Source organism: Lysinibacillus parviboronicapiens (assembly GCF_003049605.2).
In the GTDB taxonomy this organism is placed as follows: domain Bacteria; phylum Bacillota; class Bacilli; order Bacillales_A; family Planococcaceae; genus Lysinibacillus; species Lysinibacillus parviboronicapiens.
The window spans coordinates 2,456,255-2,470,023 of record NZ_CP073713.1 but is presented as its reverse complement, the minus strand read 5'-3'; the positions used below and the strand labels follow the sequence as shown (position 1 = coordinate 2,470,023).

Here is a 13,769-nt window from a genome sequence, read left to right as displayed (position 1 = left end):
AGTCAAATATGCCAAAAATAAAGACTTTATTTTTACTATGCATGCTTACTTTATTATTAAGTGGTTGCTGGAGTAAACGGGAGTTAAATGAATTAGCCATTGTCGTTGCATTAGGGGTTGACAAAGTAGACGATGAATATGAAATATCTGTTCAAGTGGTCGATCCTAGTGAGATTTCAACCAAACAACCTTCAAGTGGTCGATCACCGGTTGTGACCTACCATGCCAAAGGCAAAACTGCTTTTGAAGCGATTAGAAAAATGACAACCTTGACACCAAGAAAGGCCTATTTTGCGCATCTGCAAGTAGTCGTTTTAGGGGAACAATTAGCCGCTGATGGCATAAATGATACATTAGATTTTATCGCACGTGACCATGAGTTTAGAAACGATTTTGATGTTATTGTCTCCCATAAATCAACTGCAAAAGAAGTGTTAAATGTCCTAACACCCATCGAAAAAATACCAGCAAATAAAATGCTAAATTCTATTAAAGTCTCACAAAAGGCTTGGGGCTCTACATTATCTGTTAGTATAGATGAATTAGTGAATACGCTTAGCAGTAATACAAAAAGTGCTGTTTTAACAGCGATTGAAATAGAAGGAGATACAAAATTAGGTATAAATCAAACCAATGTCCAACGTATTAAAACGCCCGTCATCTTGAATTATATCGGTTTAGCAGTATTTAAAAAGGATAAATTAGTGGGAATTTTAACAGAAGAAGAAAGTAGAAGCTTTAATTTTTTAAATGGAAAAATTGATAGCACGGTTGAAATTATTGCTTGCCCAAAACAAGGAAAACTAACAACGGAAATTACAAATTCTACAACAAAGGTTAAAGGACAATTTAAAAATAGCACACCACAAATTAACGTTCAAATTGATGTAGAACAAAATGTTGGTGAGGTCGAATGCGATATTAATCTAACAGAAAACAAAACGATTCAGTACATTAATAACAAAACGGCAGAATTGATCAAAGATCACATTCAAAAAACACTTAACACGATTCAACAAAATTATCAGTTAGACATTTTAGGATTTGGTGAAGTCCTTCATCGGGAAGATGCGAAAAAATGGAATGAAATTCAAAATGATTGGTCAACAATATTTCCAGAGTTGGCTATCAAAGTCGACGTTCGTGTGGCTACACAAGGTTTAGGGACTATGCAAAATTCATTATTACACAAAGAAAAGGAGTAATAATCGATGTTTATAACGCTAGGCATATTAATTTGTGCTTCCCTTATTGCATATTTTGTCCTCCCACCGCTAATGAAAAAACGAGAAACGAAAACCATTATTGCATTTTCAATTTTATTTGTAATTGGAACAGCTTTAAATATTGCCCTTACTTTAAATGTGCCCTTACCGAGTCCAGCAGACTGGATTGCTTTTATTTTTAAACCCATCAGAGAGTCAATCATTCGACTGTTCCAATAAATATTACTCATTGAAAAGAGAGGGTGGTTGTTTATGGAAAAACAAATAATCAGTGCAAGGCAATTTACAATCATTACCCTTCTCTACTCAATCGGTACAGGTATATTGATTATTCCAGCGAGTATTTCAAAAGACGTAAAGCAAGATGCGTGGATCGTGGCAACGCTAGGTGTTATTTTAAGCTTATTACTCGTCAAACTTTTCATTTCTGTAGCCACTAGGACCCCTACTTTAACTTTTGTGGAGGCTAATGAAAAAATATTAGGTAAATTCATCGGTAAATTTACGGCCATTGGTTTTATCATACTTACCTTTCTTTCAGCAGGCGAATTATTATATTTCATTGGGATTTTTATGAAAACGGAAGTAATGCCTGAGACACCGAACATGTCATTCGCGCTTCTATTCAGTATCATTATTATATTTGCTACATACTTAGGGATAGAAGTCTTTGCACGTTCAGCTGAAATACTATTTCCTTTGTTCATGTTTATTTTTATTGTATTTGTTTTCTGTATCTCTCCAGAGGTTAAGATCGAAAATATTCAGCCGGTTTTAGAAGCCAGTTCCAAATCATTGGTTGCTAGTATCATTTCATTTATGAGTATTTTTTCATTTCCAATGGTTGTGCTACTAATGATTTTCCCCTCTGCTATTAATGTGCATAAATCAGCTCAAAAAGGATTTTATATTGGCACAATTATTGGTGGTGTAGTGCTGATTACGATCGTTACTTTATCTATACTTGTCCTTGGTCCAACAAATACATCACAACGTGCATATCCAAGCTACGCACTAGCTCAAAGAATATCCATAGGGAATTTTTTACAGAGAATAGAGATTGTAATGGCATTCATGTGGATTTGCTCTATTTATATTCGAACATTTATGTACTTTTATGCCTCTGTCATTGGCATTGCACAAATTCTGAAAATAAAAGATCATCGTCCGTTAATTTTACCACTCGGAATGATTATCATTGTACTTTCACAAATTGTACATCCCAATATTGTTCATTCTAATAATTACAATAAGGAAGTCTGGCCACTTTTTTCATCAGTGATCGCCATTCTACTGCCATTACTATTACTTTTTATCGCTAAATTTCGAAAAATTAAGCCACAAGAAACCGACAACCAATCGAAAAATGAAAGTCCACCATAATTGCTTTTCATGTCTCCAACAATTTATCTGCCCTCCCTAGTTCTCTATTGCAACATACTTGCGCTGCTCTCGAGATTATCGGTGACATTGTAGATTTTGATAAACCGTAATCGAGCGTCTTTTTGGGGTTAACTGCTTTTAGGATAGCTGAAAGTATTGTTTTAATAAAAATGAGCATCTTCTCAAACGTCCATAAGAAAAGAAAGCCCGAGTGCTCAGTTTTATAAATGAGCACTTGGGCCTTTTTTCAAGATTCAGTTGACATGACTCACATTAAATGTGAAATTCGATATGATCTTCTGCAAAATCCCATTCATACGGTGTTTCTTGGTAAACATAGTAATTTAGCCAGTTTGAGAATAATAAATGCGTATGTGCTCGCCATGTATTCATTGGTTCATGCGATGGATTATCATTCGGGAAGTAATTAACAGGTACCGCTATATTCAATCCTTTAGCTACATCACGACTATATTCATCAGCAAGGGTTGTGGCATCATATTCCAGATGACCTGTAATCATAATATTTTTATTATCTTTTGATTGGACGATAAAGACGCCCGCTTCTTCAGAATAGGATAGTAAGCGTAAATCTGGGTGATTGCGTACTTCATCAATCGATACGGAAGTATACCGTGAATGTGGAGCCGTAAATAAATCGCTAAATCCTCGTACTAAATCCACTGTTAAATCTGTAATCACATGCGAATATACACCTGAGCATTTTTCGGGTAGTTCAAATTTGCCGATGTCATAATGGTGGTAGAGTGCAGCCTGAGCACCCCAACAGATGTGCATCACAGAAGTCACGTTTTTCTTCGACCAATCCATTATTTCTGAAATTTCTTGCCAATAATTCACCTCTTCAAATGCCATTTTTTCAACAGGAGCACCCGTAATAATCATGCCATCAAAACGACGATGACGTATTTCTTTAAAGGTTGAGTAGAATAACTGTAAATGTGATTTACTGACATTCCTTGACTCGTGGGTTGCCGTATTTAAAAATGTTATATTTACCTGCAAAGGTGTATTACCTAATAAACGCAGTAATTGGAGCTCTGTTTTTTCTTTTTCAGGCATCAAATTAAAAATTAAAATATTTAACGGACGAATTTGTTGTGTTTTTGCGCGGTCCTCTTCCATAACGAAGATTTTTTCCTCACGTAAATGTTCTCCAGCTGGTAAGTTCTTCGGAATATTAATTGGCATGTTGCATTCCCCATTTCATTTATTTTGTTCTCTGTCTATATAAATCAAAAAATCCCCCTCATTCCATAAGAGCAAGAATGAGGAGGATATTTCATCACGTTCACTCTTATCTCTCAAAGGAAGAATCCTTTGCTGGAAGTAGCACCTTTCTAACTAAGTTAGAGGTTGCTGAAGCGTCATAGGGCCAAATCCCTCAGCTTCTCTTGATAAGATTATTTAATTAAAAAGAATTGTAACATGAACAATTAAGAATTTCAATAATACATAGAATATTTCGTTTATATGATGCTTTATTTTATTTAAAAACGTTGATAACTTATACTTACACGCAATGTGATGATTTAATTTACAGCCTTGGTAGTAGTTTTTTAGTATATTTCACGCAGATGTTTGCACAAATATATGCTGAACATATTGCCGATATGTTGCAGCAACATGTTTCGATGCTGGCTTTCAATTCGATTAGTATGCATAGCGCTTTTCGAATTTTTCGCTATGATGGTCATTCGTGTCATAACACTGCTGCTAAATATTTTCACGCTTACGTTAATTTTTTTGCTATTCTGCTCATACTACCTTTACTCAATTAAATAACATTGCTTATAGCATTTCGCTATATGTGAAATTGATAATAGCTACCACGTATGAATTATGTTAAGATATACCTTATGTAACAGAAAGGAACGTGAATATTTTGATTAAAATTGAACTACCAAAACCAGATTTAGTAATTCGTCAGCGCGAGCAAGTGTTAAAACCAGGTGATGTGCCAATTACGCCTTACCATGGATTTATCGACTTCCATAAAATTACACGTGAAAAAGGTGGCATTTTCTTTTTCTACAATGAGAAAAATGAGCTTTTATATGTAGGGAAAGCGCGTAAAATTCGTCAACGTATTAAAAAACACTTTGAAGACAATGTATCTCCTATGAAGAAATACCGCGATGAAATTTTCAAAATTGAAGTGTATGAAATTGAAGATCCTATGGAACGTGAAATTTACGAAACATATGCAATCAACACATTCCGTGCAAAGTATAACCTAGATAAAGTATTTTTTGAATAAAAAACAGGGACTTCCTCTAATGTTGAGTAAGTCCCTTTCTCTATTACAGAGGTATAGATTTTTTCCTTTAATAAGTTTATTTGCCTTTGCCTTATAAAATAAGCAACGTCGTAGTTTGAACATTTACGGCGTTGTCTACTAAATAAATAGTTTTTCATGTTTAAATTTATGTGCTGTACATAGACTTACAACAACAAAAACAATGAATGAAGCAATAATTGGAATTGTTACGGTATGCATGCCAAACACCGACGGATAAAAACGATCAATGACAATATACAAGGTCATACCAGTAATCATCGAGGCAATAGCCCCGTACTTGTTTGCCTTTTTCCAATACAGTCCAAGAACCACTGACCATATAAAGACTGCTTCCAATCCCCCGAAGGCAAATAAATTCAACCATACGAGTAAATCTGGAGGATTTAATGCAAATATAACTACAGCTAAACCAATAACCGTTGTGACAATAAAGCTAGCACGTTTAATTTCCGCATCATTTGCTGTTGGTTTGACATAGTTTAAATAAATATCCTTTACAACAGTTGAGCTGACTAGCATAAGCAAAGCATTGACCGTCGACATCGTTGCCGCCATTGGAGCTGCTAACACAATTCCTGCTAGAAACGGTGGTAATACTTTTAAAGTCAGTAGCGGCATCACCTTATCACCAATATCGATACCCGGAATTACTGGTCGCGCTAAGACACCAATTAAATGCATACCAAACATTATCGTCCCTATGGCAATAGTGCCAATAATAATGGCTAAGTGCATACTTTTTGAATCTTTATAACTCATGGCACGAACAGCAATTTGTGGGAGCCCAACCACTCCTACACCAATTAAAATCCAAAATGTTGAAACGTATAATGGCGTTAATTCTCCTTCTGCTCCAAATGGAGACACCAGTTTAGGGTTTTCAGCGATAAGTGATGACATAATATTATCTATTCCACCACCGGCGACGATTGTCCCAATAAGTAAGATGACTGTCCCTATAACCATTATTGACCCTTGTACCGTATCAGTTAAAGCCACCGCACGGAAACCACCTATGATTACATAAACTAAAACAGAAACCGCAAAAATAAAAAGCGCTGCTGTATAGTTTAAACCAGTTAGTGATTCGATTAAACGCGCACCACCTACCCACTGTGCCATCATCGCAGAAAATAAAAAGACAATGATACTAATAGCAGATAAAATAACGATGACATGGCTTTTATAGCGTTCGCGTAAAAAATCAATTAAGGTAATGGCTTGATAACGTCTAGCGATAATGGCAAATTTCTTTCCTAAGATCATCAGTACAAAATAACCCGCTGGTAATTGCGCCATCGCCAATAGTACCCAGCCAAGACCTTTATTGTATGCCACACCTGGTCCTCCAATAAAGCTACTTGCACTACCGTACGTGGCAATCATGGTCATCGCGAGGATGAAGCCCCCCATTTCACGACCGCCGAGGAAATACTCTTGCAAAAATGAATTTGATGTGCGTACATGCTTATTCGACCATATCCCGATACCAAAAATAATAACTAAAAATATGAAAAGTGGAAAAATGACTTGCCAATGCATTATTCATCCACCTCCTCATCATCAAATGAAACCTCTTTGAAAAAGAGTTTCATGACAACACAGATAAGCACAATCATAAAGATAGTTCCTGCCATACAGCTGTAGAAAAACCACGCTGGGAATCCCAAAACATATGTATAACTAGTTGGATTTCCAGCACCAAGACCGTACGCAAAGCCGTACCAAATAGCAAAATTGACAATGACGAGTGCAATGCCAATGAGCGCCTCTCGATGCGCAATTTTAAATCGTTGATCTTTCAAAATTATATCCCCCTAACCTACTCTATTTTACTGATATACACGTATTATGGGAAGCTTTGTGGAATAATAAATAGTTAGAAACCGCTATTTCCGTTCCTAACGCTCACTTTCCACAGGCACGGCTCCAAGTAATTTTTGCGTCGGGTCTTCGCAAAAATAGATTTTCCGCACGTGCTGTTCCTCCAGGAGTGTCGCGCCTGCCTCTCCAATCAACTTGTATTGCTTAATTCAACTACCTTCAAAAACGACAAAATACCCCGAGAGATGAAACTCTCGGGGTATTTATAGACAGTCTGACATATGCACAAACCTTACTGTGCTTTAGCAATAAGCATCAGCTAACTTGTTGCATTTACAAGTAATTTTATCTCTTTTATTTGTTCTATATGTCGCTGTTCATGCAAATAAATCTGTTCAATCCATTGATCAAGAGATAGGTCACCTAAAGCCGGATGCTTCACTGATTTTTCCGTTAAAATGGATGGGTCTTTTATTGTGCTAAGAAAAGTCTGCAATTTATGCCTCGATTCATGTAACACATCGATTATTTGCTGAACTTCAAATGGACCTGAGTCTGGCTCAACGATTTTTGGGGCATCAATCTTCTTCGTTCTATTCAACATTAATAACTCTATTTTTTTACGTTCTTTTTTTGCATTCTCCCCATCTCTTAAGCCCCACGCAATAGCCTTTAGAGATGCTTGTTCTACTAAAACTAAATGATGGCACACTTGTGCGATACTCCACATATTCATGTCAGGCTTACTATTAAATTGTGTATCACTTAATAAAGTAATCTCCGTTAAGAGGTTATTTCTCGTTTCGTCTAGTTGGTCATTTACTAATATATTCACAAGATTTCTCCCTTCATCACAAAGTGCGAACTTAAATTCCTATTCTGTATATATTCTCTACGATGAGGAAATATCCCTTTTTTTCCTTACCTATTCTGCTAGCATTCATTGTATAAATATACGAACTATTGATGCCAAGTAAAGCAGTTTTAATTGGCCTATCAATGACTTAAGAACGTTCAAAGTAGAATTGTAATGCTTTTTTATCAATTTTCCCAACAATTGTTTTGGGTAATTCATCGAGGAAAACAAATTTTTTAGGCATCTTATAACGCCCTAAAGATTCCCTACATAGTGCCCTTATTTCCTCTAAAATAATAGCTGTTTGATGCGTACACACAATAAACGCTGTTACGATTTCTCCCCAATAATCGTCTGGTGCACCGATAACCGCAACCTCTTTCACGAATGGGTGCCGTAATATACATTGTTCCACTTCTTGTGGGTAGACATTTTCACCACCACTAATAATCATTTCTTTACTTCTACCGACAATATAGTAATCCCCATCTTCATCCATCATGGCTAAATCACCAGTCTTTAACCAACCATCTTGAATGGTTTTCTCTGTTTCAAGCTGATTATTCCAATAAAACCTAAACATATGCTGCCCTCTAACATATAACTCGCCCACTTCGTTTGTTGCACAATTTTTTCCCATTGCATTCACAATTTTCGTATCATTGAACTGCATACTTTTACCAACGGCACCCTTTTTTCTATAGGCTACTTCGCGAGAAATATAAAAATTATTCGGCCCTGCTTCCGTTAATCCGTATCCTTCTTTGAAGTAAAGCCCTTTCTTAAAAAAGGCATCGTAGATTGGATGGGGACATGGTGCACCTCCTGATAAAAACACTTTTACTGTTGGAAAACTAGCTTCTTGAAAGTACTTCGTTGTAATCATCGCCTGATACATAGTCGGCACAAAAAGAGAGATTGTTGCTTGATATTGATTGATAGCAGTTAGCGCGTGTTCTGCTTCGAATTTATCGCCAATAACAACTGTACCACCCGCCATGAGCAAAGGAATACATAAGGCGTTTATACCACCTGTATGAAACATGGGCATATAATTTAATGTGCAATCATCTTCATTTAATCCCCAGCTAATGATCGTATTGATAGCATTCCAATTAACTGAATTGAATGATAGGACAACTCCTTTCGCTTTTCCTGTTGTGCCACCTGTGTAAATCATAAGCCAAGGGTCGTTAGTATCCATTTGCGTAACATTAGGAAAAGTAGCAGGTTCAATAGGTTGTTGAATGGGTTGCATATTTTTCCATTTCAGTGGACAGGTAAGGTCCTGATCGTAAAGAACTAAAGATGGTGCAGCATCGGTCATTATATGGTGTAATTCTTCCAGACTCATCCGCCAATTTAACGGTACATAAATGAGTCCCCTTAACCCACAAGCAAATAATATGGCAAAGAGAGATATATTATTCCGTGCAAAGATTGCTACTCGACTTCCTTGTTGCAATTTTTGGCGTTCAAAAAAGTGACTCCAAGTTGCAATTTCATTGGCTAATTGTTGATATGTCCACTGTTCATTCGTTTCTAAGTTAATTAACGCTAATCGAGTAGGACTTAAAGAGGCACGTTTTAATATCCATGCTTGCTCCACAAACATTTTGAACGCCCTCCTTTATCACATCATAATCGCGCCATCCACATGAAGCGTGTGACCATGTACATAGGATGCTTCATCAGATGCTAAAAATAAATAGGCATTTGCGATGTCCCGAGGCGTTCCTAAACGCTGTAACGGTACGATAGAGCGCATTTGTTCAAGAATTTTTTCTGGCATTTTCTTAACCATTTCGGTTTCAGTAAAGCCTGGTGCCACAGCGTTAACATTGATGCCTTTTCGCCCTAGCTCCTTTGCCCAAGTTTTTGTCATCCCGATAATAGCTGCCTTCGTTGCAGCATAGTTTGTTTGTCCAACATTTCCGTAAATCCCACTAACAGAAGACGTATTGATGATTTTTCCATGACCGGCTGCAATCATATGGGGGATGACTTCCTGTGTACAATGAAAAACACCTGACAAATTGACATCAAGCACCTGCTGAAACTGCTCTTCTGTCATCTTGATGAGCATAGCATCACGTGTAATGCCTGCATTATTGACTAAAATATCAATGCGACCAGCTTGCCCGACGACAATGGCGACTAAACTTTTAACGCTTTCCCTATCGGCGACATTCGTTTGCACAAAATAAGCCTGATTACCAAGCTTGTTTGCAGCTTGGGCACCCGCTTTTTCATCAAAATCAGCTATGAAAACGTGTGCCCCTTCTTCTATAAAACGTTCTGCAGCGGCGTATCCAATACCATTTGCAGCACCCGTTATAATGGCTACTTTATTGCTTAAGCGCATAATTCTGTCCTCCAATTTCTAAAAAAGTTTCTATTTTCGAAGTAAGTTGCAGTAAATCATCAATTAATGGCGAATGCCCACAATTTTCTAAACTTCTAAACTCTGCACATGGACCTAAATCCTGCATGATTTCATCGTTCATTTGTTTTGTAATCACGTAATCACGATCTCCCCTTAAGACGAGTGTAGGAATTTGGATATGCTGGACTTCATGTGTCCCTTTTGCTATCTCATTATCAATTGCACTTATGTTGAAAATGTTTAATGCATGGTACACCTCTGCAAGATTTTGTTGACTAAGCATATCCTCTACATAAGCCTCATACTGGACTGGTTCAGGCTGTTGATGCGTGTAAATCAGTGCATTCCAAATAGACTGCAAGCCTTCCACATTTTTCGTATCGTAGAAGCCTTGTACTAATTTCGTTTTGGACAAATCTACTAGTACCTCTTGATAAGTGGAAGCTCTCTTTAAAGCTGCTTGATTGCCTGTACCTAAATCGCTATAAAATGGATACCCTCTCGTGGAAGCCGAGGCCAGTAAAATAAGTCGCTGACAATAGCCTGGATAATTTGCGACAAACTGCATACATACAGCTCCACCTGTTGACCAGCCAATCATGCTGAAGTGTTTTAACTGAATGGCATCAACAAAGTGCTTTACATCTTCGCTAAAATCTTTGATAGAAGTGATTGGCTGACGATAAGATGAACCACCAAACCCTCGTAAATCGATGGCATAAATCGTGTATTTAGCATCTAAAGATTCCATTAATACATCCCAATGCTTAGAAGAAGTCATATTGCCATGAATCAATAATAAAACATGTGACCCGCCATCACGTTTTCGATATGAAATCCATTCCCCATTCGATAGTTGAACTTTTTGAAGCATTGCTCTTCCTCCCTATCCCCAACGAATTGTCATTGCTCCCCATACATAACCAATGCCCGCACTGACCAATGTAACAATATCTCCCTCTCGAACACGCCCTTCCTCTACTGCAAGTTGTAGTGATAGGATTTGATCGATCTGCCCTATATGACCATAATTTTGTAAGTAGATAGATTGTTCTTCCTGTAACCCGAGAGCACAAAGAATATAATCATGGGCAGACTTTTTCATATGAAGCATTGCTAAGTAGTTAATATTTTCTTCATTAAGTTCACTTTTCGCTACAGAAGACCGAATTACCTTCAAAAAATTGCTTAATGATTTTTGCTCAAGACGATCCTTCATGCCGATGGGATCTAAAACGTCTAATTGATAGAGATTATTTTCTAAGTCTTCAGGTGTCAGCGGCTTCTTAGTGCCACCTACCGGCACAACTACATCCTCTGAAAAAGAACCATCTGTCATAATATCCGCCTCTAATAAATGATTCTTTTCATAGTTTTTTTGTAAAATAATTGCCCCACCACCAGCGGCTAAATTATACATAAAGCGTGTTCTTGGATTTGTATAATCTATAAAATCGACATTGCGGTAGCCGCCTGCAAGTAGAACCGTATGAATGGAGTCATCGGATTCCATTAAACTCTTAGCTAGTTTAAGTGCCATAATGGTCGTGCCACATCTTAACTGAACATCGAATGCCCAAGCATTTACTGCGCCAAGTTCCTCTTGCATTTTTATAGAAGCCGTCCATAGAGGATATTCCTTATGCTCCTCCCCCAAATACATCACAACATCAATGGATTTTGCTTCAATGTTGGCCTTTTGTAATGCTTGTTGTGCTGCCCATATGCCCATCTGAACAGTATGATCATGTTCTCCAGGAATGGGCTTTTCGTGAATACCCATTTTTTGCCGAATAATTTCTTCGGGGATACTGGAAAGTGCTGCAATTTCAGTTGATGTCATTTTCGTTTGGGGAATATAAATCCCCGTGCTAACAATACCTACAGTCATTCAAATCGCTCCTTTTTATGTGGAAGGGCTACGGGTGACTTTTTATTTCCTTTTCGTCTTGAACGCCATTTCCAGAACAACATGCGCAAAGAACCGATGATACCTTTCGGGAAAAAGAGTACCGCTAAAATATAAAGTATCCCAAAGAAAATAATCCAACGTTCAAATATTGGGTAGTCACGTGCCAAACCTGATAGTGCATGTTGAGCATATTCAATGACTGCCGCTCCAAGTAATGGTCCTACTAATGTGCCCACGCCCCCAATAATCGTCATTAATAATGCATCAAGGGTAATATCCATCGTCATCACACTAGTATTGACGAAGCGCAGTGATAGGGAATATAAAGATCCTGCTAAGCTTGCCACGATCCCTGCAACCACAGAAGCAATCACCTTATAGTGCAAAGTGTTGAAACCTAATGATTTTGTTCGCTGTTCATTCTCACGAACAGCAATTAGAATCCGTCCTGTTGGCGAGTTTACAAAGCGATAAAGCACTATAAAAATGACCGCTAAACACGCTAAAACAAAGAAATAAAACGTGATACGGTCTTTAAAAATGTCTGGGGCTCTAAAAGTAAAACCATCATTGCCATACGTAACCGAGCGCCATTTTTCTGCAACGACTAAAAATAAGCCCGAAAAAGCTAATGTCAGCATGGCAAAAAAGTGACTTTTTAAACGTAGTGTCAGTAAACCTACGAGGAAACTTATCATCCCTGCAAAAAACATCCCTGTCACAATGGACAACAAGAACATTGTTAGTGTTGCATCCATCTGTTTCAACATGACAGCCGTCGTATAAGCGCCGATTCCAAAAAACATCGCATGTCCAAAGGACACGATACCTGTATAACCTAGTAAAATATCGTAGCTCATTGCTAAAATACCAAAGATAAAGATTTGCGTTAATAAAATAATGAGTGTCCGTGAATCATTGACGAAAGGGAGAATGACAAGGCTAGCTAGAATCAGAAAAAAACTTATCTGTTGCAACGTTATTTTCATGTCGATCTCTCCTTTCTCATCGTAAATAATCCTTGTGGACGGAAAATTAACACGATTGCCATCAATATCATGTTGACTGCAAGTGATAAAACAGGCACATAATAGGCCATAAAGCTACCAGCCAGACCAACTAAAATGGCTGCAAGTAGAGAACCTGAGAAACTCCCCATGCCCCCAATCACTACAACAATAAAGCCTAAAATAGCATATTCCATGCCCATCTCCGCATAAATGACCCCTGAATAAGGCGCCATTAACATGCCACTCAGTGCTGCAAGTGCCGCTCCAACCATGAAGACATATAAAAATATCTGCTTTATATGAATCCCAAGTGCCTGTGCCATGTCTTTATCTTGTACACCCGCTCGAACAATCAGCCCAATCTTAGTACGTTTTAACATATACTGAAAAATGCCGAAAATCACGAAACCTACTACAATGATAAATAATCGATATTTAATAATAATAACGTCGCCAATTTCCCAGCTTCCCGCTAAATAGCTTGGTGTTTTCACTGGCACACCATTTGGTCCAAAAACGACCTTAATCATTTCTTGTAGAACGAGCATTAACCCTAATGTAATTAAAATTTGCTGAATATGATTGCCATAGACTGGTGTAATGATTAACTTCTCTGTGATAAGCCCTAAAAGAGCACCTGTACCAATGGCCCCCAAAATGCCAATTAAAAAACTTTCCGTGTACATATACGTAAATATCCCTGCATAGGCGCCCCACACAAATAGCCCGCCATGCGCAAAATTCAATACGTCCATCAAACCAAAGATCAACGTCAGTCCTGCCGCAAGTAAAAAGATTAACATGCCTGTCGCCAAGCCATTAATCATTAAATTCACCATTAATTCCAAT

General features: G+C 37.7%; 14 protein-coding genes and 1 riboswitch. Of the genes, 4 read left to right on the top strand and 10 right to left on the bottom strand.

Translation table 11 applies throughout. From position 1 onward, the window contains the following. Positions 1–8 precede the first annotated feature (8 nt). From C9J31_RS11790 to C9J31_RS11780, 3 genes are read left to right on the top strand one after another with little or no spacing between them, the layout of a single operon-like run. Entirely contained in the window at positions 9–1,205 is a 1,197-nt protein-coding gene (locus C9J31_RS11790; protein WP_107950513.1) for a Ger(x)C family spore germination protein, read from the top strand. A 6-nt stretch (positions 1,206–1,211) separates the two neighbouring features. Further along, the gene (locus C9J31_RS11785; protein ID WP_107950514.1) at positions 1,212–1,445 is read left to right on the top strand and encodes a hypothetical protein; all 234 of its coding nucleotides are present in this window, start codon (positions 1,212–1,214) and stop codon (positions 1,443–1,445) included. 33 nt (positions 1,446–1,478) lie between these two features. Continuing rightward, on the top strand, positions 1,479–2,609 hold the full coding sequence (locus C9J31_RS11780; RefSeq protein WP_107950515.1) for a GerAB/ArcD/ProY family transporter: 1,131 nt from the start codon (positions 1,479–1,481) through the stop codon (positions 2,607–2,609). A 273-nt stretch (positions 2,610–2,882) separates the two neighbouring features. Here C9J31_RS11780 and metA read toward each other — a convergent pair whose 3' ends face one another. Beyond that, positions 2,883–3,821 carry a homoserine O-acetyltransferase MetA gene (gene metA / locus C9J31_RS11775; RefSeq protein WP_107924327.1) on the bottom strand — a complete coding sequence of 313 codons (939 nt, stop codon included), beginning with the start codon at positions 3,819–3,821 and terminating at the stop codon, positions 2,883–2,885. 103 nt (positions 3,822–3,924) lie between these two features. Next, positions 3,925–4,034, bottom strand: a riboswitch (SAM riboswitch). A gap of 481 nt (positions 4,035–4,515) precedes the next feature. Here metA and C9J31_RS11770 point away from each other — a divergent pair. Next, entirely contained in the window at positions 4,516–4,890 is a 375-nt protein-coding gene (locus C9J31_RS11770; RefSeq protein ID WP_107924328.1) for a nucleotide excision repair endonuclease, read from the top strand. 138 nt (positions 4,891–5,028) lie between these two features. Here C9J31_RS11770 and panF read toward each other — a convergent pair whose 3' ends face one another. The 9 genes from panF to C9J31_RS11725 form a co-directional block, all read right to left on the bottom strand. Further along, a complete protein-coding gene (panF, locus tag C9J31_RS11765; protein ID WP_107950516.1) occupies positions 5,029–6,474 on the bottom strand; it encodes a sodium/pantothenate symporter in 1,446 nt (481 codons plus the stop codon). Continuing rightward, the gene (locus tag C9J31_RS11760) at positions 6,474–6,737 is read right to left on the bottom strand and encodes a YhdT family protein (protein WP_054768095.1); all 264 of its coding nucleotides are present in this window, start codon (positions 6,735–6,737) and stop codon (positions 6,474–6,476) included. The genes panF and C9J31_RS11760 overlap by 1 nt, the downstream gene beginning before the upstream one ends. A 338-nt stretch (positions 6,738–7,075) precedes the next feature. Beyond that, positions 7,076–7,591 (bottom strand): DinB family protein, encoded by a 516-nt coding sequence (locus tag C9J31_RS11755; protein ID WP_107950517.1) that lies wholly within the window; start codon positions 7,589–7,591, stop codon positions 7,076–7,078. A gap of 169 nt (positions 7,592–7,760) precedes the next feature. Then, positions 7,761–9,227, bottom strand: a complete 1,467-nt coding sequence (locus C9J31_RS11750) for a class I adenylate-forming enzyme family protein (RefSeq protein ID WP_107950518.1) — start codon at positions 9,225–9,227, stop codon at positions 7,761–7,763. An 18-nt stretch (positions 9,228–9,245) separates the two neighbouring features. Beyond that, entirely contained in the window at positions 9,246–9,977 is a 732-nt protein-coding gene (gene fabG, locus C9J31_RS11745) for a 3-oxoacyl-ACP reductase FabG (protein ID WP_107950519.1), read from the bottom strand. Next, complete coding sequence (phaZ, locus tag C9J31_RS11740) at positions 9,961–10,872, bottom strand: intracellular short-chain-length polyhydroxyalkanoate depolymerase (RefSeq protein WP_107950520.1); 912 nt, start codon at positions 10,870–10,872, stop codon at positions 9,961–9,963. Before phaZ ends, fabG begins: the two co-directional genes overlap by 17 nt. A 12-nt stretch (positions 10,873–10,884) precedes the next feature. Continuing rightward, entirely contained in the window at positions 10,885–11,889 is a 1,005-nt protein-coding gene (locus C9J31_RS11735) for a 3-oxoacyl-ACP synthase (RefSeq protein WP_107950521.1), read from the bottom strand. Beyond that, the gene (locus tag C9J31_RS11730) at positions 11,886–12,899 is read right to left on the bottom strand and encodes a branched-chain amino acid ABC transporter permease (RefSeq protein WP_193767112.1); all 1,014 of its coding nucleotides are present in this window, start codon (positions 12,897–12,899) and stop codon (positions 11,886–11,888) included. The genes C9J31_RS11735 and C9J31_RS11730 overlap by 4 nt, the downstream gene beginning before the upstream one ends. Then, positions 12,896–13,768, bottom strand: a complete 873-nt coding sequence (locus C9J31_RS11725; RefSeq protein ID WP_107950523.1) for a branched-chain amino acid ABC transporter permease — start codon at positions 13,766–13,768, stop codon at positions 12,896–12,898. The genes C9J31_RS11730 and C9J31_RS11725 overlap by 4 nt, the downstream gene beginning before the upstream one ends. Between the last annotated feature and the right edge of the window lies 1 nt (position 13,769).

Coding starts and splice junctions, on each gene's coding strand:
- C9J31_RS11790 (WP_107950513.1), top strand. CDS start 9: ATGCCAAAAATAAAGACTTTATTTTTACTATGCATGCTTACTTTATTA.
- C9J31_RS11785 (WP_107950514.1), top strand. CDS start 1,212: ATGTTTATAACGCTAGGCATATTAATTTGTGCTTCCCTTATTGCATAT.
- C9J31_RS11780 (WP_107950515.1), top strand. CDS start 1,479: ATGGAAAAACAAATAATCAGTGCAAGGCAATTTACAATCATTACCCTT.
- metA (WP_107924327.1), bottom strand. CDS start 3,821: ATGCCAATTAATATTCCGAAGAACTTACCAGCTGGAGAACATTTACGT.
- panF (WP_107950516.1), bottom strand. CDS start 6,474: ATGCATTGGCAAGTCATTTTTCCACTTTTCATATTTTTAGTTATTATT.
- C9J31_RS11750 (WP_107950518.1), bottom strand. CDS start 9,227: ATGTTTGTGGAGCAAGCATGGATATTAAAACGTGCCTCTTTAAGTCCT.
- fabG (WP_107950519.1), bottom strand. CDS start 9,977: ATGCGCTTAAGCAATAAAGTAGCCATTATAACGGGTGCTGCAAATGGT.
- phaZ (WP_107950520.1), bottom strand. CDS start 10,872: ATGCTTCAAAAAGTTCAACTATCGAATGGGGAATGGATTTCATATCGA.
- C9J31_RS11735 (WP_107950521.1), bottom strand. CDS start 11,889: ATGACTGTAGGTATTGTTAGCACGGGGATTTATATTCCCCAAACGAAA.
- C9J31_RS11730 (WP_193767112.1), bottom strand. CDS start 12,899: ATGAAAATAACGTTGCAACAGATAAGTTTTTTTCTGATTCTAGCTAGC.